13 protein-coding genes and 1 pseudogene are annotated in these 18,379 nt (G+C 67.9%); 4 read left to right on the forward strand and 10 right to left on the reverse strand.

Annotated elements, in window-relative coordinates:
* The first annotated feature begins 5 nt into the window (after positions 1–5).
* On the forward strand, positions 6–872 hold the full coding sequence (locus tag ACZ7L9_RS19585; RefSeq protein WP_471416547.1) for a helix-turn-helix domain-containing protein: 867 nt from the start codon (positions 6–8) through the stop codon (positions 870–872).
* Positions 869–1,126 carry a DUF397 domain-containing protein gene (locus ACZ7L9_RS19590; RefSeq protein ID WP_471416397.1) on the forward strand — a complete coding sequence of 86 codons (258 nt, stop codon included), beginning with the start codon at positions 869–871 and terminating at the stop codon, positions 1,124–1,126. The genes ACZ7L9_RS19585 and ACZ7L9_RS19590 overlap by 4 nt, the downstream gene beginning before the upstream one ends.
* 75 nt (positions 1,127–1,201) lie before the next feature.
* On the opposite strand, the gene ACZ7L9_RS19595 is transcribed toward ACZ7L9_RS19590, so the two are convergent.
* From ACZ7L9_RS19595 to ACZ7L9_RS19610, 4 genes are all read right to left on the reverse strand, one after another.
* Positions 1,202–4,381 (reverse strand): type I restriction endonuclease subunit R, encoded by a 3,180-nt coding sequence (locus ACZ7L9_RS19595; RefSeq protein ID WP_471416398.1) that lies wholly within the window; start codon positions 4,379–4,381, stop codon positions 1,202–1,204.
* Positions 4,378–5,226 (reverse strand): restriction endonuclease subunit S, encoded by an 849-nt coding sequence (locus ACZ7L9_RS19600; protein ID WP_471416399.1) that lies wholly within the window; start codon positions 5,224–5,226, stop codon positions 4,378–4,380. The genes ACZ7L9_RS19595 and ACZ7L9_RS19600 overlap by 4 nt, the downstream gene beginning before the upstream one ends.
* A gap of 374 nt (positions 5,227–5,600) precedes the next feature.
* Complete coding sequence (locus tag ACZ7L9_RS19605) at positions 5,601–7,718, reverse strand: type I restriction-modification system subunit M (RefSeq protein WP_471416400.1); 2,118 nt, start codon at positions 7,716–7,718, stop codon at positions 5,601–5,603.
* A gap of 89 nt (positions 7,719–7,807) precedes the next feature.
* Entirely contained in the window at positions 7,808–9,991 is a 2,184-nt protein-coding gene (locus ACZ7L9_RS19610) for an N-6 DNA methylase (RefSeq protein WP_471416401.1), read from the reverse strand.
* An 85-nt stretch (positions 9,992–10,076) separates the two neighbouring features.
* Between ACZ7L9_RS19610 and ACZ7L9_RS19615 the strand changes: the two genes are divergently transcribed.
* On the forward strand, positions 10,077–11,384 hold the full coding sequence (locus tag ACZ7L9_RS19615) for a DNA sulfur modification protein DndB (protein ID WP_471416402.1): 1,308 nt from the start codon (positions 10,077–10,079) through the stop codon (positions 11,382–11,384).
* A gap of 133 nt (positions 11,385–11,517) precedes the next feature.
* Positions 11,518–12,084 carry a hypothetical protein gene (locus ACZ7L9_RS19620; protein ID WP_471416403.1) on the forward strand — a complete coding sequence of 189 codons (567 nt, stop codon included), beginning with the start codon at positions 11,518–11,520 and terminating at the stop codon, positions 12,082–12,084.
* 60 nt (positions 12,085–12,144) lie between these two features.
* Here ACZ7L9_RS19620 and ACZ7L9_RS19625 read toward each other — a convergent pair whose 3' ends face one another.
* The 6 genes and pseudogenes from ACZ7L9_RS19625 to ACZ7L9_RS19650 all read right to left on the reverse strand — a co-directional run bounded on the left by ACZ7L9_RS19625 (position 12,145) and on the right by ACZ7L9_RS19650 (position 18,352).
* Complete coding sequence (locus ACZ7L9_RS19625; protein WP_471416404.1) at positions 12,145–13,623, reverse strand: hypothetical protein; 1,479 nt, start codon at positions 13,621–13,623, stop codon at positions 12,145–12,147.
* A gap of 217 nt (positions 13,624–13,840) precedes the next feature.
* Positions 13,841–14,095: pseudogene (locus ACZ7L9_RS19630) on the reverse strand (DUF262 domain-containing protein); the annotation flags it as partial.
* 168 nt (positions 14,096–14,263) lie between these two features.
* The gene (locus tag ACZ7L9_RS19635) at positions 14,264–14,917 is read right to left on the reverse strand and encodes a class F sortase (protein WP_471416405.1); all 654 of its coding nucleotides are present in this window, start codon (positions 14,915–14,917) and stop codon (positions 14,264–14,266) included.
* A gap of 145 nt (positions 14,918–15,062) precedes the next feature.
* Positions 15,063–15,491 carry a hypothetical protein gene (locus ACZ7L9_RS19640; protein WP_471416406.1) on the reverse strand — a complete coding sequence of 143 codons (429 nt, stop codon included), beginning with the start codon at positions 15,489–15,491 and terminating at the stop codon, positions 15,063–15,065.
* A 124-nt stretch (positions 15,492–15,615) separates the two neighbouring features.
* The gene (locus ACZ7L9_RS19645) at positions 15,616–17,589 is read right to left on the reverse strand and encodes a sensor histidine kinase (RefSeq protein ID WP_471416407.1); all 1,974 of its coding nucleotides are present in this window, start codon (positions 17,587–17,589) and stop codon (positions 15,616–15,618) included.
* 34 nt (positions 17,590–17,623) lie between these two features.
* Entirely contained in the window at positions 17,624–18,352 is a 729-nt protein-coding gene (locus ACZ7L9_RS19650; protein WP_471416408.1) for a response regulator transcription factor, read from the reverse strand.
* Positions 18,353–18,379 lie beyond the last annotated feature (27 nt).

Below are 18,379 nucleotides of genomic sequence, written 5' to 3' on the forward strand. Positions count from 1 at the left end.
TGACGATGACGCAGGGCGAGACGGACGAGGGCTCGGGTTCGGGTTCGGAGGCCGGGCAGAGGCCGGAGGACGAGCCGGGTTCGGGAGTGATGACCGCGTTCGGGCGACAGTTGAAGCTGCTACGGATGCGGGCGGGGCTGGACCGGGCGGAGTTCGGGAAGCGGGTGGGGTACGCGGCGCAGTCCGTTGCGTCGTTCGAGCAGGGGCGACGGATTCCGCAGCCGGCGTTCATCGACAAGGCGGACGTGGTGCTGGAGGCCGGGGGCTTGTTGCTGGCGCTGAAGGAGGAGGTTGCGCGGGCGCAGTATCCGCCGTTCTTCCGGGACATGGCGCGGCTGGAGGCGAAAGCCGTGGCGCTGTCGGTGTATGGCGTTTATGCGATCCCCGGTCTGTTACAGACCGCCGAGTACGCGCGTGCTGTCTTCCAGATGCGGCGTCCACTGCTCGACGATGATGCGATCGAGCGTGGGCTGTCGGGTCGGTTGGCGCGGCAAGAGATCTACGACCGGCACCCGGCACCGTTGCTGAGCTTCATCATCGATGAGGAGGTGCTCCGGCGCCCCGTCGGTGGTCGGGCGGTCCTGTTTGGTCAGCTGGAACAGCTACTGCTCATCGGCCAGAAGCGTAACGTTGAGGTTCAGGTGATGCCGACCGACAGGGAGGACCACGGGGCGCTGGGCGGGCCGTTCACCCTCATTGACACGGCGCAGGGGCAGCGCATCGCCTACGCCGAAGCGCAAGGCGACAGCCGTCTGTACACGGGCCAAGCAAAGGTCCGCCAGCTCGAAGCCCGCTATGGCATCATCCGATCGCAGGCGCTCACTCCGCGTGAGTCTTCGGAGTTTGTTCAGAAACTACTGGGAGAGAAATGACCGTTCGACGCCCTGAACCGACTGCGCCAGAGTTGGAGTGGTTCAAGAGCAGTTACAGCACCGGCGATGGCGGCGAGTGCGTCGAGGTCGCCTGGCGCAAGAGCAGCCACAGCGGTGCCGAAGGCGGCCAGTGCGTGGAGTTCGCCGCCACGGCCCTGCACGTGCACATTCGAGACTCGAAGCAGCTCAGCGGCCCCGTACTGACCGTTGAGCCAGGTGTGTGGGCCAGCTTCCTCGGTTTCGTCGCCAGCTGAGGCCCCGAACCGCCAGGAGGGTACCGCCGCGCCGTACAGGCGTAACGGCGGGACCCTCCCGTGCGTGTTGCGGGACTACTCGTCCACGCCCTCCTCGCGGCGGATCATTCGCCAGGCCGCTCGGCGCGCGCTGCGGTCAAGGCTGGACTTGAACCCCTTGTCGGGTCCGAAGTACTGCCGTCCCATGCCGGCGATCGTATCGATGTGGTCGGCCATCTTGTCGGCGAAGACCTTGTCGAAGACCTTGCCGAAGTTGTCCTCGTCGTTGACGACGGCCGCCGCTCGCACCTTCCCGTCGGCCTTCGCCTCATCGAACGGCCGCCTGACGTCGTCCTCGGTGAAGTCGGTGCCGAACTTGGCGTTGAACTTCTCGATCAGCTCCGACAGCAGCGACTTCTCGGCCTCCGCAGCGCCGCCCGCACCCTCGCCGAACCCCTTGAGTTCTGCAGGGCCTTCGGCCGTGAGGGACTTGTCGTGCTCGCCTGACTTCTCCACCCGCAGATGGCTGAGGTCGATCTCGCCTATGTCGACGCCACCGTCGGCGCGGCGCGGAAGCCGGTTGAGGAGGTAGCGGCCGTAGAGGTGCAGCCGTTCCAGCTCGGCGTCCCGGTAGGGCACGATCTGGGCGAGGAACCCGTACTTTCGAACGTAGTCGTTGAGGTCGGCGCGGAAGTCCTCGGCGGTCTCCACGTCGTCGTCCTCGTCGCTCTCGAGAAGCGGCGTGAACCGGGCGATGGCGGGGGACAGCAACCGGTACAGCTCAGCGTGCAGCTTCTCCCATTTGGCCTGCGAACCGGCCGCCTTCTCCTTCGCGGCAAAGTATGCGGCGGCGAACTCGTCCATCTCTGACTCGGAGATGATCGGCGCCGACATGACGCGGCTCTGCGCGGTGTAGAGCAGGTTCGGGTCGGAGGGGAGAGTCATCGCCTCCTCGAAGTAGGGGCGGAAGGCGTCCTGTATGTCCTGGGCGTCGTTGGTGAAGTCCAGGACCGCGAGGTCGGCCTGGGACTTGCGATCCGCGGTGCGGTTGAGCCGGGAGAGTGTCTGCACGGCGGCGATGCCGGTCAGCGTCTTGTTGACGTACATGGTCGTCAGGAGCGGCTGGTCGAAGCCGGTCTGGTACTTCTCCGCGACAACCAGGATCTTGTACTCCTGCTGTCCGCGCCCACCAGCCGCCACGGTCTTGTCGTCGGCGCGGGTGTACGCGAACGCCTTCGGCAGTGCGCTCTCGGCGATCCCGCCGTTCTCCTTGGGCTCCGTGGTCTCCTCGTCGTCGATGGTGAGCGATCCGGAGAAGGCGACCAGAACGCCCAGGTCCGGGTACTTGGTGTCGTAGTCCCGGTCCTTGATGTAACTCTTGATCGCCCGTGCCATCTGTACGGCGGAGTGACGCGAGGCCGTCACCACCATGGACTTGGCGCGCCCGCCGAGCCGGCCGCGGGAGTGCGCGAGGAAGTGCTCGACGATCACCGTTGCGTGCTGGGAGACGGTGTGCTCGTGGGTCAGCGCGTACCGGGCGAGCAGGCTGTTGGCCTTGGACGGGTCCACCTCGCGCTCGTCCGGATTCTGGTTCACCAGCTTCCAGTACGTGTTGTATGTGACGTAGTTGCGCAACGGATCGAGGATGAAGCCTTCCTCGATGGCCTGGCGCATGGAGTACGTGTGGAAGGGGCGGTAGACGGTCTTGCCGCCGACGGTGTGTTCCGTGCCGAAGAGTTCGAGCGTCTTGGCCTTCGGAGTGGCGGTGAAGGCGAAGTAGGAGAGGTTCGCGGCTTGCGAGCGTTCCGCGGCCTTCTTCTTCAGCTTCTCGTAGACGGTGACGGCGCTCGCGCCCTGGTCCTCGGCGTCTGAGTCCAGGCCGAGGTCACGCAGGGCGGCCTTTACGGCGGTGGAGGCGTCGCCGGACTGCGAGGAGTGGGCCTCGTCGATGACGATCGCGAAGCTGGTGCCCTTTATCTCCGTCGGGTTCCGCTCGATGTAATCGATGAGCGCCGGGAACGAGTGCAGGGTGACCGTGACGATCTTGCCGGTGTCACGGGACAGCGCGCGGGCGAGTTGCTCGCTCTTCGCCCCGTGCTTCTCGTCGACCTTCACGACCAGGCCCTCGGTCTGAGAGAAGCTGCCGACAGTTTCCCGGAGTTGGGCGTCCAGGTTGCGGCGGTCGGTGATGACGATGACCTTGTCGAAGACAGGCGCGCCCGGCTTGACGCGGCCCTTCTTCACGGCTTCCGGGTCGAGTACGCGCGGATCGGTGTCGGCGTGGAGGTCACTGAGGCGGTGGACAAGCCAGCCGATCGTGTTCGACTTCCCGGAACCGGCCGATGCCATGACGAGGTAGTTCTGGCCGACGCCGTAGGTTGCAGCGTGCGCGGTCAGCTTCTTCACGACGTCCCACTGGTGGAAGCGCGGGAAGATCGTCGACTTGGTGGTGCCACCGCCGGGCGTCTTGGACTTCTGCTGGTGCACGTAGCGCTGGAGCAGGTCGAGCCAGTTGTCGCGCGCCCAGACCTGTTCCCACAGGTAGGAGGTGGCGTACGTGCCGTACGCGATTGGGGCGGGGTTGCCCGCGCCGCCGGGCAGGCCGGCGCCGTTGGAGCCGGTGTTGAAGGGTAGGAACCGGGTGTTCTTGCCCCGGAGCTGGGTCGTCACGAAGACGAGGTCCGGGTCTACGGCGAAGTTCGCGATGACGCGGCGGGTGAAGATCAGCTCGGTGGGGTCGCGTTCGGTGCGGTACTGCTCCTTGGCCTGCTCGACGCCCTGTCGGGTGAGCGGGTTCTTCAACTCGGCCGTGGCGACCGGGATTCCGTTGAGGAACAGGGTCAGGTCGAGCCGGTGGTTCCAGTCGGCCTGCTTGGTGGCGTAGGCGAGTTCGCGTACGACGGTGAGGCGGTTGGCGCGGTAGCCATCCAGGACGGATTCGTCGGCGACGAGATTCGGCTTGAAGTAGGCCACGCGGAGGCGAACGCCCCGGTCCTTGACGCCGTTGCGGAGGACGTTGAGGAGGCCGTCCTCGCTGATTGCCTTGTCCAGGCGCCGGGCGAAGCCGTGCTGGGCGTCGTTGACGTTGTTGCCGTAGACGGCTAGGAGTTCGTTCCACTCGTTGATCTGCGTCTTGCCGAGGAAGGTGAACAGCTCGTTGGTGTCCAGGCCAAGATCGGCCTGGTAGTCCTCAGGCCGCGCCTCGCGCCAGCCGCGCTCGGTCATCGCGGCGACGATGGCGTCGCCGAAGGCGGACTCGTCGTGGATGGGGCTCACGGGTGCACTCCGTCCGTCACGTTGCGTCCGCTGGCAGTGGAGACGTCGAACTGGCCGGTTACGGCGGCGGTGATGAGGGCCTGGCGGCGTTCGTTGAGGAGACGCTTGGAGCGCTCGATCCGCTCACGCGTTTGTGTGAATTTCTCCATGCTGAGATCCAGGGCGTTCGCTACGCGAAGTTGGAGGTCGCTGGGCAGGAGCGCGACACGTTGTCGATGCAAGTCGTTTCTATTGACTCCTGGGATAGCGGACCGAGCTTGCTCCATTTCATAGGGCAGAGCGCGGAGGACGTGATAGCAATAACGTGGGTCGTTGCTGTTGAAGTTCTTTACGTAGAGTGTCGTGTTGTGTGGCCAATATCCGCCTTCCACCCAGTGCACATTGCCGCGGGATCCGTATCGTCGAATCACTACCCCAGGGCCGGACGCGATGGCTTGATCGTGCCAACCGCTTGCGCCTGCTGTGGTAATGACGGGGACTGGCCCGTTGACACGTTGCATTTCGGGGAGGTCAACACCTCGCTGAAGCTGGAGGACGCGAATCAGTGGCACTAGCTGTGCTTGAGGGTGCATGGCGGGCAGCCACGGCACGCCAGTAGCTACTGCTCCGTCGCCCAGCAGGGAACCCGAGATGGTGAGGGGGAGGGCGACCTCTTCTCGCTCGTTGACGAGTTGCCGTTGCCGTTCAACCATCCTGAGTAGGTAATCAATGCGGGCGGTCTCGGCGTCGAGGAAGTCGGCGATGCGGCGCTGCTCCTCCGGGGTGGGGAGATCGATCGGCAATGATCGAACGCGCTCCGCACTGATGTGATAGATGTTGGCGCCGGTAGCGATGGAAGCGAACAAGCCACTACCGAAAGCAGACCGGGCCCACCATTCCAAGAACCGGCCGTCAACGAGTCCCGTGCGCGGTCGCATTCGTAGCAGTGTGTTTTGAAAGCAAACGGTTCCCTGTACTTCGCCCCGCCACACTGCTGAGGCCCCGACACTCCCCAGGCTTCCGCTGCCTTCTGTGACGAGAACATCTCCCTGACGGAGTGAGAAGACCCGCTGTTCGCCCGGAGTGAAGTTCATCTCCTTCACGTCTGAGAGGTCCAACCTGCCGTCCTTGACATTTGCAGCGCGCAGATACCGAACCATGTGAGGCCCAGTTTCATGCTGCGGCGCTCGTTGGCGTCCCAAGGAGACCTCGGCAGCGGCACGGACTGTGGTTTTGCGCCTCATTCCGTCACCTCACCCAGCAGCGCCTGAATCTCCGCTTCCAGAGCCTTCAGTTCCGCGTCGATCTCCGCCAACGGCCGCGGTGGCTCGTACACGTAAAAGTGCCGCGTGAACGGGATCTCGTACCCGATCTTCGTCTTCGTATGGTCGATCCACGCATCGGGCACGTGCGGGTGCACCTCCCGCTTCAGGTACTCCTCTACGTCCTCGCCCAACGGCACGTTCTCGTAGTCCCGCAGTTCGCTGTCCGGCTCCGGCTGACCGCCCTTGACGGTTTGGACCTCGCCCGCCGGGGCCCGTACGCCCACCACATCGCGCAGCGCCTTCGTGAACGGCGCACCGGTCGGGCCCTGCACGCCGGCTTCCGCCATTGCGTTCCGCACCGCCACCTGCGCCTCGGACTTGGTTGCCCAGGTCGTCCCCATCAGCGGGCTCAGCGCGTCCGTGAGCAGCTTCGTCTCAATCGCCGCCAGCTCCCGGAACTGCGTTTCCTCCTCGTCCGTCAGTTTGCGCCGGGCCTTGGCCTTTGCCGCCAGCTCCGGCTCCCGCGGCAGGAATCGTTCCTCGGCCCACTTCTGCACAGGCTTTGAAGCGAGCAGGGCCCCCAGCGTCTCCTCCGTCAGCTCGAACCGCAGCTTCAACGGCCGCTCCACCGTGATGCGCTGGTAGCCGAACGCCGAGTTGTCGAAGACCTTCACCTTGCCGTGCAGCGGGTGTTCCGTGTCCGCCGCCGCTGCCACCGCGTCCCCGTACAGGCGGGTGATGTCTGCGATGTGGTTGGGCTTGCCACCCGTCCCGTCGCCCAGTTCCTTGCGCTTGTCGCCCAGCGACTTCCGCATCTTCACCCACTGGTCGCGCGCATCCAGCAACACGACCTTGCCCTTGTGCTGAGCGTCCTTCCGGTTGGTCAGGACCCAGAAGTAAGTAGAGATACCCGTGTTGTAGAAGAGCTGATCCGGCAGCGCGACGATCGCCTCCAGCCAGTCGTTCTCCAGGATCCAGCGGCGGATCTCCGACTCGCCCGAGCCGGCCGCGCCCGTGAAGAGCGGCGACCCGTTGAAGACGATGGCGATGCGTGAGCCGCCCCCGCCGTTCGCGTCCACCGGCTTCATCTTCGAGATCATGTGCTGGAGGAAGAGAAGCGAGCCGTCGTTGATGCGAGGCAGGCCCGCGCCGAAGCGGCCGGAATCGCCGAGGTTCTTGTACTCGTACTCGACGTCCTCCTTGACCTTCTTCCACTCCACACCGAACGGCGGGTTCGCCAGCAGGTAGTCGAACTTCTCCCGCGCGTGACCGTCGTCCGAGAAGGAGTTGCCGAAGGCGATGTTCTCCGGGTCCTGCTCCTTGATCATCAGGTCGGACCGGCAGATCGCCCAGGATTCCGGGTTGAGTTCCTGCCCGTACACCTCCACCGTGGCGTCCGGGTTCAGGGCCTTGATGTGTTCCTCGGCCGCGCTGAGCATGCCGCCGGTGCCGCAGGCCGGGTCCATGACCGTACGCACGACGCCAGGCACGCTCAGTGCGTCACCGTCCGGGGCGATCAGCAGGTTCACCATCAGCTTGATGACTTCGCGCGGGGTGAAATGTTCACCCGCGGTCTCGTTCGACTGCTCGGAGAAGCGACGGATAAGCTCCTCGAAGATGTAGCCCATGTTGTGGTTGGGCACGACCTCGGGACGCAGGTTCAGGTCGGTGAACTTGCCCATGACCTGGTAGAGCAGGTTCGCACTGTCGAGCTTCCTGACCTGCTGATTGAACTCGTACTTCTCCAGGACCTCGCGGGCGTTGTCCGAGAAGGAACCGACGTACCGCTGCAGGTTCGCCGCCGCGCCCTGGGGGTCGCCGACGATCTTCTTCAGGGTCAGGTCGCTCTTGTTGTAGAACGAGTGGCCCGAAGCCCGCCGCAGGAAGTGGTCCGTGTCGATGTCCTGGCCCTCGAAGCGGGCGGCCGTCTCGGCGACCTTCTCACGCGTCGGCTCCAGGACGCACTCCAGGCGGCGCAGCACCGTGAACGGCAGGATGACCTTGCCGTAATCCGACTGCCTGTAATCGCCGCGCAGAAGGTCGGCGACGGACCAGGCGTGGTTCGCCAGCTCCGTGTGCTTGCTGATGTTCAAGGGATTCCCCGGTTTCCTTTCGGACCCGCCCACCCCAACCGGAGCGGATTCGGACAAGTGTGATGGATGCGTGAAGGTGGTGGTGTCGATCAGGCCGAATCGACGGGGCCGTGACCGGCCGACGACGGGACCAGCCCGCCCCCCGTCAGCCCGCCCGCCAACAGTCGCGCCGTCTGCTCGGCCAGCTCCGTCGCGCGCCGCGCCTCCGCCCTCAGCTCGTGGACGCGGCGGAACGCCTCCCCGTACCGGCGCTGCTCCTCCAACGGCAGGAGCGGTACACGCAGCCGCCCCGGACTGACGTGCAGGATCGTGCTGCCCGTCGACGCTCCTGCGATGTTCTCCTCCGCGCCCAGGAAGCCCGCGAGGAACCACGGGTCGAGCCGCGCGGGATCAGGGCGGAAGAGGTGGACCTGCCGGCCGAGCAGTGCCCCCTCGTCCGGCTCGCCCGCCACCCGGACCATCGGCCCGCTGCCGACCGCGACCGACCGTACGAGTACATCGCCCGCAGCGATCAACGGGGTGGAGTCTGTGTGCAGTTTGGATGGGTCACCGGTCGGGCCCGTGCCGCGGGCGATGTCCTCGCCCGTCAGGACGGCGGCGGCCGTCGGCTCAGCGGTCGCGCCTTGCGGGGCCTTCGGCTCCTTCGCCTCGGGTGCCGTACGCAGCAGGGTGAGCGCGCCGCCCCGTGCCAGGTCGGACGCTGTCGCGGTGCGCCACTCGCGTACCGCCGGCCCGGCCGCCTGCCAGTCGGTGTGGCCCGCCGCCCGGCCCAGGGACTTGGCGGATGCGATGAGACGCCGCCGGCTGTCGTCCGCCTCCCGGGCGAGCTCCGCGGGTTCGATGTCGGTGCGGGAGACGCGCACGTACCGGGCGGGGGAGAGGTCGACGAGGTCGCCGATGAGGTCGACCACCAGGACCGCGCGTGCGATGCCGGGCTCGGCGGTGAACTCGTCCGGGGCGTCCGCGAAGGCTGCCCACGCCGTGAGTACCCGGTCCGTAAGCGCCAGCCAGTCCAAGGAAGCGCGGCTGCCGCCCCGTGTGCCCGAGCGGGGCCCGCCCCCGCGTGAACCGGCCCCGGCGGTGTCCCCGGTCCTCCCCGGGCCTGCTGCCTCGGACGTGTCGACGAACAGCACGGACTTCCGTTCCGGGCCGCTCGGCTCGGGCCGTTGCAGGACCCAGATCTGGAGCCCCACGTGCAGCGGAGCCGCTGCTCCGGCCGGCAGTGCAACCACTGCTCGCAGGGCACCACTGCGTACAAGCTCCATCCGTACGCGGCGCCCGGAGGCACGCGATGCGGTGGCCGGCGGAAGTATCAGGACGGCGTAGCCGCCCGGCGTCAGGTGTGCGAGCGCGTGCTGGACCCAGGCCAGCTCGGACTCGGCGCGCGGCGGCACACCGTAGGCCCAGCGCGGGTCGTAGGCCAGTTCGTCGTGGCCCCAGTCGCGGTCGCCGTAGGGCGGGTTGCACAGTACGGCGTCGGCGGCGAGCTGCGGGAACGCGTCGGAGCGCAGGCTGTCGCCCGTGCGTACCGCGACCGCCGCATCCGGTGCGGCGAGCATCAGGCTCACCGCGCTCCGCTGGGCCTGCACCGGAACGCTGTCCTGGCCGTACAGCTCCGTCGCGCCGTGCCGGGCGGCCGCCGCGAGCAGTGCGCCGCTGCCGCAGGCCGGGTCGAGGACGCGGGTGATCGGGCCAGGGACGAGCCGGGCCACGAGATCGGTGAGCGGGGTGGGGGTCTGGTAGGTGCCACTGGCCGCGCTCTCCTCCAGCTCCCGTTCCGCCAGCACGCTCAGCGTGGCCTCGCCGCCCTCGTCGCGTACGCACAGGACCAGCGCCCGCAGCGTCGCAGCGTCACCGCCCGAGGCGTGGATGGACTCCGTCGCCGGGGCCGTGTCCGCGAGATGAGCAGCCGCGTCGTCCGCGTGGGCGACGAGATCGGTGTCCGGCAGCTCGGCCAGTGCGGTCAGCTCGTCCGGCGTGCGACGGGCGGCGGCGAGGACGAGAGGGAGGAGCCGGCCGGCCATGCGGCTGCCCTGCGGGCGCAGGCGCAACGCGGTGCGCAGCTCCTCCAGCGAGCTGACCGCCGCCGCGTGGCCTCGTGCGTCCAGCCAGGCCCGTACATCCAGCAGGTCGTACAGAGGGCTGCTCTCGTTGCCTCCGGACGGGGTCGGGAAGTCGTCGTGCCGACGGCGCCAGTTGCTGACGGTGGCGCGTGTGACTCCCGCGATGCGTGAGATCTCGGCGGCGGTCACCTGGGCGGATGGCTGGGGCATGGCGGGAGTCCTGGGCCTCTCGATAGTGAGCTGTTAACAAGCTACACCGGACGTCAAATCCGTCAAGGTGTTTGACAGTGCTTTCATGGTGATGCTTATCTGGCGTCGTTGCTTCCGGGCGAACGTGCTCGGCGGGCAACTCATCGATCCCAAGGGGGGAACAGCCGTGCGCATCACCATGCCGACCGCAGTGGTCGAGGGAACCCAGCTCACCGTCATGCCGTTCCGTGCGGACGCCGTGATCGGCACCATGTCCGTGCCGACCCTCGTCCAGCTCGTGCCTTCGCCCCGCCGCGAGGAGGACACGAAGACGCTCAAGGCCGCGTCCGGAGCCGTACGCCGCCACGCCGAACTGCGCTCGCTGGTGCAGCGGGCGCTGAAGTCCACGCAGAAGGGGAAGAACGTCGGCTCGTACGCCGAGTACATCGCCGATGGCGTGAAGGGTGAGCTGGGTGCCGGCTGGTCCACCCCGCCGATCACCTTCTGGCATGCCGGGCCGCTCGCCGCGCTCAGCGACGAGCTGCTGCCCGGCACTGGGCTGCGGACCCTGACCATCACGCCCGGCACGTCGGTGGTCGCCATCGACGGCGAGACGCAGACGACCGCATGGCACGAGCTGTACGACGACCCCGAGCGGTACGGGCTCACGTACGCCGAACTCGCCCAGGTGCGCGTGCCGTTCGAGCTGTACGTCGACCTGACCGTGGCCGATGCGCGGCAGATCTTCTACGACCGCAACGTGCAGGGCGTCGCCGTAGCGAAGAACCTGGCCATGTCCATGGACCAGCGGGACTTCGCCACACGCCTGGCGCACCGCGTCGCCGACGCCGTCAAGGTCGACGTCGACGGCAAGCTCGTACCGTTCACCAAGCTCGTCAACGCCAGCAAGCGACAGGTCGGGAAAACCGACGCCGAGGTCATCACTCTCTCTGCGCTCCGGGCACTCGTGATCACGGCGGTCTACGGGCGCGGCGGACTGTCCCGGTCGGCGGAGACCGTCCACGAGGACGAGCTTCCCGCAGGGACGAGCGCCGAGCAGGTCGAGCAGAGCATCGTGCCGCTGCTGGCCCGCCTCATCGCCGACCGCAGCGAGCACTTCGTCTCACGCAGCGCCCTCACCGCACCGGCCGTGCTGGCAGGCCTGGGCATCGCCGTACACCACACCACGGCGTGGGCCGACCCGGTGAACGCGTTGGGCGCCGACGAACTGCACCGGCTCCTCTCCGGCATCCGGTGGGAGCGCGAGGCCCGCTACTGGGACGGCGTGGCAGCGAAGTCGGGTGCGACCGGGCGCCTCAACTTCAGCGGCGGCGTCAAGGACTCCGGCGGCCGAGTCGCCGACGCGATCCTCTACCCCAGCACCGAGGCGGGACGCCGGATTCGCGGCCAGTAGGCACGGGGTGGCGCACGCCCGCACCCTCGGGGCCACCGTCTCGCAGCAGCGGTACCCACATCCCGGAACACACCCGGTCCCGAACCCGCCCGAACCCGAACCAATCCCGTACAGAACCGACTTGGAGCACATCATGACCACTCCCCACCACCAGGGCTCCGGCCCATACCAGGCACCCCAGCACTTCGTCACGGCCCCTCCCGCCGCCCTCCCGCCGCGCAAGCCCTCGCGCGGCAAGGCATGGCTCACGCACGGCGCGGTCGCTCTCGTCGCCCTGCTCATCGGAACAGGGATCGGATCGAGCGGGGAAGCCGACGCGGACGCCAAGGCGAGCGGATCGGCGAAGCCGGGACCGACCGTGACGGCGACCGAGACCGCCAAGGCCCGGCCCGCGCCGACCGTGACCAAGACGGTGACCGCGAAGCCCAAGGAGCCGAAGAAGAGGGAGCCGGCAGGTCCGGCCACGAGCTTCAGCGGGGACGGGGAGTACCTGGTCGGCGAGGACATCGCAGCTGGGACGTACAAGTCCGCAGGGCCGGACGGTTCGTTCGGCTGCTACTGGGAGCGCGCCAAGGACGCGAGCGGGGAGTTCGGCTCCATCATCGCCAACAACAATCTGAACGGCCCTGGTCGCGTGACGCTCAACAAGGGCGAATACTTCAAGACGAACCGCTGCGCGGAATGGAAGCGGGTCGGCTGAGCGGGGTGCCGCGTCGGCGGGTGGAGCGGAATCGGGTGTTCGTGCACACCCGTTGTCCGTTCAGACCGCCGCCTGTTCCGCGCGCGCGTTGTCGATGAAGCGACGCAGGGCGTCCGTGCTGTGGAACACGCGGTAGTCGCCGGATTCCAGCGCAGCCTGCTCCTGGGGCGTGGTGTCAGGGGTGAGGACCACGGGGACGCCGACCTCTCCATGGAGGCCCTGGGGCCAGTAGGCGGCGGCGACGGTGATGGCGGCTCCCGTGCGGGGGTCGCTCACCTCGCTGTCCAGCTCCGGTACCGCCAGGTCCGCCTCCGCGAGTTCCGACAGCAGAGCGGCCAGGCCCGGGATGTCCTCGTCATCGTCCGAGCCGGCCACCGACACGGCCGTTCGCGTGGTGGTGAGAGCGGTCGGCACCTGGAGCTCCACCGGCGAGGGACCGTCGTGGAGAGCCTGGAGAAAATCGTTGGCGGCATCGGCCAGCAGCGCGCGGCGGGCGGCCTGGAAGTCCGGATAGTTCTCGATCCGCCAGAGTGCCCGATCCATGGGGATCCATTGCGTCGCCAGGGCGCCCGGCATGCGGGTCTCGATCTCTTCCAGGTATTCCGCCGGATTCTTCGCCCCGATCCGCAGATTCGTGTCCTGGGTCAGGAAGCAGAAGTTGGCCACGGCGTTCACTTCGGCGCGGCTGTATCCGTGCTCGTACAAGCGGGCCTTGGGGAAGATGTGGTGCACCTGGAGAGAGCTGAGGCGGCCCAGCATGCCGTCCCGCAGGGGCACACCGCTGACGAAGTCCTGGGCCCCGTGCACCCGCGTCAGCAGGTAGAGAAGGGGATAGAAGCGGGAACCCATGCTGGAGCCGACGAAGTCGTCGGGACGGACCGTGAGCAGACCGCCCCGGCTGCGGCGCAGTACATCGATGAGCCGATCGACGCCACCGTCGTCGAGTGCCTGCAGGTCCTGGTTGAGAGCAGTCTCGGTGGCTCCGGTGTGACGGCCCCACAGGAAGCTGTGGACGTACCAGTGGAAGAGGCGGTCGCGGGTCATGGCATCCGGGAACCGGCCGTCGTGATGGTAAAGCAGACGGCTCATGACGGGAAACGCGGCCCCGCCGTTCAGGACCCGTCCGTGATCGAGCCCGAGACGTCCGCCGAGCGCGTTCAGAAGGTACGAGACGGAGTCGACGGTTTCCTTCAGACCGGTGCGGAACAGCGCCACATCGACATCCGCGAGCTTCGAGAACTGTGCCTCGCCCGTGAGTACGGCGTTGACGTTGCGCAGCAGCCAGTCGAGCTTGAAATCGAAACCGGCGACCGACCAGTTGTCCAACGCCTCGTTCATGGTGGGCCGCGCGGCCGGCCAGGTAGCGCAGATGGCGGCCAGTGCCAAATCGCCCTTGGAGAGCTTGGTCCCACCCGAGTTCACGCGGTTGAAGATGTCCACTACGACGTCGATGGTCTTGTCCGCACCGGTGACCTCGTCCACATGGACGGTGCGGTCCTTGATCTGCGTGATCCGGTTGAGCCGCTCGATGAATGTCACTTGCAACGCCGCGTCCTGGTCCGCGAGCTGAGTAACAGCGAGCAACTGGCTGCCCAGGCCGCCCTGGAACAGTGCCGAGACATCGACCCAGACGGGGGTTGCCCTTCATCTTCCCTGGCGCGTAGAACTCGAAGGACTCCGTCTGAAGATTGAAGTGCAGCCCGGTCAGTGTCGAGGAGTTGCCTTCGAAGAAGCGAGGCGGCCGGCCGCGGGTCACGCCGTACAGGGTCGTCACCCGCTGCTGGCCGTCCAGAAGGAGCTGAATGGTGCCGTCCTTGCCGGTCGTTCCGCCGCGTGTGTCGGCCGTCTCGGCCTTGGTGCTCCAGGTGAGGAAGCCGCCGATCGGGTACCCGCGGTACAACGACTGGAAGAAGCCGCGTACTTGGTCGCGGGTCCACACATAGCCGCGCTGGAACTCCGGCAGAGCGATGTCGCCCGCGTCGACCTTGTCCAGGATCTGGGAGATCTGCATATCCGTAGCCCGTCTTCCGAACCCGGCGGATTCCCCCCCACCGAGAACTGCACCTGATCTTTGGTAAAACTAGCAGTCGGTGGGCTTGCGCGGGCCTGCTCCGGGTGTCCTGGGGGACGCCCTGTGCCGATGTGAAGTCATCGCCAGTACGGTTCCTCGATGCCGCCGTCAGCTCCGCTCGGCGTACACGATGAGGTTGTCCACCGGGTGGCCCTGTGCGTCGAAGGCGCCGTCGCAGGTGATGAGGCGCAGGACGCGTCGGTCGGTGGAGCCGTAGACCTTCTTGGTCGGGAAGGCCTTCTTGCTGACGGTCTCGGTGCCGGTGACCCTGAAGTGGATCTCGGCTCCCCGGTCGTTGCGGATCGCGATGTCCGCCCCCTTGCCGATCTTCTTGAGATCGTGGAAGACGGCCTTGCCGAGGCGGGTGTCGTTGTGCCCGATGAGGACCGCGGCGCCACGTTCGCCGGGGACCGCGCCCCCGGTGTACCAGCCGACCGTCATGCCCTTCTCGGCGGGCGGGACCTCGACCGTGCCGTCCTTGTTCAGCCCGAGCCGCATCAGTGAGCTGTTCACCCCGACCGACGGGATGCTGACATGGGTGGGACTCGCGGCAGATTCCGGTGACCCGGGCTCGTTCGCCGCACTGGAATCCCTGGAACCCGATTCCTTCGGGGATTTGAGAGCGTCCGGGACGCTGCCGCCACTGCTGTGTTGAGCGGCGGACGAAGTGTCCACGGCGTCGGAGTCGGAGCAGCCGGCGAGGGCGAGGCAGGCGAGCGCCGGGAGGACGGCGCGCCAAAGCGGCGGAGGCTTACGGGACATGGGGGCTCCAGGAAGATGCGGGACGGGGAGTGGCGCCGCCCGGGAGGGGCGGCGCCACGCGGAAGGTCGTGCAACGTCACATGCCGCGCACGGCTACTTTCCAGGCAATGTCACACGCTGTGAGGTGATGTGACATACCGTCAGGTCAGCTGCCCTGCTGTGCGACGGAGCGACGGCGCAGCACGACCGTTCCCGCTCCCGCGATCAGAAGAGCGGCCGCGGCCGACCCGGCAAGGGTGGTGGTGTGGTCGCCCGAGGTGGCGGCCGGTCGCTCACCCGCGGCGACTCCGCCACGCGGCACGGGGACAGCCGAACCCTTGGCGGCAGCCGCTCGCTCGACCGCGGCAGCTCGCTCGGGACTTACCGGAGTGGGATTGTCGCCGGCGGCGACCCCGCCACGGGGCGCCACCGACGGCTGTGCCCCCCGCGCGGCCGCGGCGGACCGCTCGACGGACGGCGCCGAAGGTGCGGGCGCGGGCGTGCTGTCGGCGAAGGCCGCGGCGGACGGGACGAGTACCGCGCCGGCCGCGACAGCGGCAAGGACGGCGGTACGGAGGGACAGACGGTGGGGCATGGGCATGGCTCCATTCCAGGTCGGCCTCGGTGGTGCCCGGATGCCGGTTCGCACCGGGCGCGAGGCATGCCGACAGGCTGGCGTGAAGTTATGAAGAAGCTGTCAGATCGCTGTGGTCATCGCATCAGACCCGCCCCGCGTCGCATTCTTCGCTGTCCCCGTTCCCGGCCCCAGCTCCGGCCCTGTCTCCTGGTCCCGTCCCCGCCGCGTCCGCCGGCAGTCGGAGGGTGAATACCGAGCCCTGCCCCTCGACGCTCACCACGCTCACCGATCCGCCGTGCGCCTCGACGAGTTTCCGTACGATCGCCAGGCCCAGACCGCTGCCGCCGGTGCGGCGACTGCGGGACTTCTCGGCGCGCCAGAAGCGGTCGAAGACATGCGGCAGATCATCGGCCGAGATGCCGCTGCCGGTATCGGCGACGTCCACCACCACCTCGTCCGCGGACTCGGAGCCGTACGCGCGCAATGTGACGCTTCCACCCGCCGGGGTGTGACGCACCGCGTTGGAGACCAGGTTGCCGATGGCCTGACGCAGCCGGACCGGGTCGGCCGTCAGCTCGGGGAAAGGGGGCCCGACCGTCGCCGTGAGAACCGTCAGCGTGACTCCCGCAGTTTCGGCCCGCCCCTGGTGGGCCGCGGCGACCTGGTCCAGCACCTCCTCGATACGTACCGGCTCCGGGTGCAGTCGCAATGCGCCCGCGTCGGCCGCGGCCAGATCCTGAAGGTCATCGATGATGTGTTGCAGCTGCACTGCCTCCGTGTGGAGCGAGGCGATGAACGCCGGATCGGGCTCCGCGAGACCGTCCTGCGCCGCTTCCAGCCAGCCGCGGATATTGCTGAGCGGGGTGCGCAGTTCATGGGCGACATCGCTGACCATGTCCTTGCGCTGCCCTTCGAGGCGGGCGCGGTGGGCGGCCATGTCGTTGAAGGCTGCGGCGAGCCGCCCGATCTCGTTGTCGTCGGTGACCAGCACGGGCGCCGAGTCCTCCCCGTCGCGCATCCGCTGCGCCGCACCGGTGAGGGCGTGCAGGGGACGTACGAGCCGTGCCCCGGCCAGCACCGTGGCCCCGACGGTGAGTGCCAGGACGAGCGCCGCGGCGCCCGCGATCTTCGCGGTGTTCGCCGGGGAGAGATCGAAGCCGGGCACGGTCGTGCTGCCCTCGTCGCCGATGAACAGCAGCGCGGGCGAAGCGACATAGGAACTGAGCTGCTCGCGGCGGGCCGTGCCCACGCAGGAGGCGGTGGCCCGGTCGTCGTCGCCGGTGTGGACGCTCGGTACGGGGGCGGCCGTCCGGGCCTCGGTAGCCGCGCTCGGCACCGGTTCGGGACGGCCGTCCCAGGACAGGTCAAGATTGAGCACTACGCCCGCGCGGCCCTGACGCTTCAGGCACGCATTGGCCAACTGGTTGAGCTCCCCCAGCGCCTTGCGCTCGGTCGCCGTCGGGTAGGTCAGGTCTTCGGACGCGCACCGGGTGTCCTCCAACCGGCCCGGATCGTTGCCGATGACCTCTATGCGCGGGCGGCCACTCGGCTCCTGGACCACGTCCGCCGCGACCCCGATCCGGTTCAGGCAGGCCACACTGCGCTCGGCGGCACGTTGCAGGGCGGCACGTTCGGCCTTCGGGAGCCGGAACGGACCGACCGCGCGCGGGTCGACGCGGTCGGACGTGGCACCCGCCGCGAGGCCCACCGTCCGGGACAGCGCCGTGTCCACGGACAGCGGATCGACGATCGCCGACGCCTGGGGTGGCAGCGCGGGAGGCGACGGCAGGGTGACGGAATCGGCGAGCGGCCGGCGCTGTTCGGTGGTGAGGGTGATCCGCCGGCCGGACTGCTGCGCCAGGTCGCGCACGGTGCTCCCGACGCCGTCCCAGGTGGGATGGGTCGCCGCATATCCGAGCAGGGCGTTGTAGATCCGGGCGTCGGCGGTGAGATTCTGCCCCTGCTCCTGCTTTATGGCGCCGGAAGTGGTCTGGACGGCGAGCCAGGCGGTGGCCGCCACCGAACATGCCGCCACCAGCGCCGATACCGCGAGCAGGCGGCCGAACAGGCTTTTGCGGAGCGGCAGTCGCGCCCGCCGCTCACGACGAACAGGCACGTCACCCACCCCGTTACGACCCCTGCTACGACTGCTAAGACGACGCACGCGACGCGTTCCTGACCGGATCCGTCAGCTTGTACCCCACACCGAAAACGGTGAGCAGCCGCGCCGGCCGACGCGGTGCGGGCTCGATCTTCTTCCGCAGATTCATGATGTGCACGTCGACCGTGCGGAAGCTGATGTACCGGTCGAATCCGTGCAGCTCCTCCAGGAGTCGCTGCCGGGTGAAGACGCGCTCCGGTTCGGCCGCCATGGCGGCGAGAATCCGGAACTCACCGGGCGTGCACTCCACGAACCGGCCCTCGACCGACACCTCGTGGCGGACCGGGTCGACCATCAGCGCACCCACCGTCAGCACCTGATCCGCGGCGGGGTCGGTATCCGTTGCTACCCGCCGGGCGCGACGCAGCAGCGTCCGTACACGCGCCATCAACTCACGTGGGCTGTACGGCTTCGTCACGTAGTCGTCCGCGCCGAGATCCAGACCCAGCAGCAGATCGTCCTCGGTGCTGCGGGCCGTGAGCATCAGCACCGGCACCTCCCGGTGCTCGGCGCGCAGCACACGAACGACGTCCAGACCGTCCGCCCGCGGCATCATCACGTCGAGCACCAGCAGATCGGGCTCCCGGTGCCGGACCTCGGCGAGGGCCGCGAGGCCGTCCCCGACGACTCTGACCACGTGCCCCTCGTGTTCGAGGTAGCGGCGTACGAGTTCGGCCTGCTTCTCGTCGTCTTCAGCGACTATGACGTTTGCGCACACGCGGACGATCGTAGATGAGCTCGCGCG

Source organism: Streptomyces sp. NPDC111516 (genome assembly GCF_055635345.1).

What these genes read in the sequence shown, in the direction of transcription:
- ACZ7L9_RS19640 (WP_471416406.1), bottom strand. Translation starts at nt 15,491, where the DNA reads ATGCCCCACCGTCTGTCCCTCCGTACCGCCGTCCTTGCCGCTGTCGCG.
- ACZ7L9_RS19610 (WP_471416401.1), bottom strand. Translation starts at nt 9,991, where the DNA reads ATGCCCCAGCCATCCGCCCAGGTGACCGCCGCCGAGATCTCACGCATC.
- ACZ7L9_RS19585 (WP_471416547.1), top strand. Translation starts at nt 6, where the DNA reads ATGACGCAGGGCGAGACGGACGAGGGCTCGGGTTCGGGTTCGGAGGCC.
- ACZ7L9_RS19635 (WP_471416405.1), bottom strand. Translation starts at nt 14,917, where the DNA reads ATGTCCCGTAAGCCTCCGCCGCTTTGGCGCGCCGTCCTCCCGGCGCTC.
- ACZ7L9_RS19620 (WP_471416403.1), top strand. Translation starts at nt 11,518, where the DNA reads ATGACCACTCCCCACCACCAGGGCTCCGGCCCATACCAGGCACCCCAG.
- ACZ7L9_RS19590 (WP_471416397.1), top strand. Translation starts at nt 869, where the DNA reads ATGACCGTTCGACGCCCTGAACCGACTGCGCCAGAGTTGGAGTGGTTC.
- ACZ7L9_RS19615 (WP_471416402.1), top strand. Translation starts at nt 10,077, where the DNA reads ATGGTGATGCTTATCTGGCGTCGTTGCTTCCGGGCGAACGTGCTCGGC.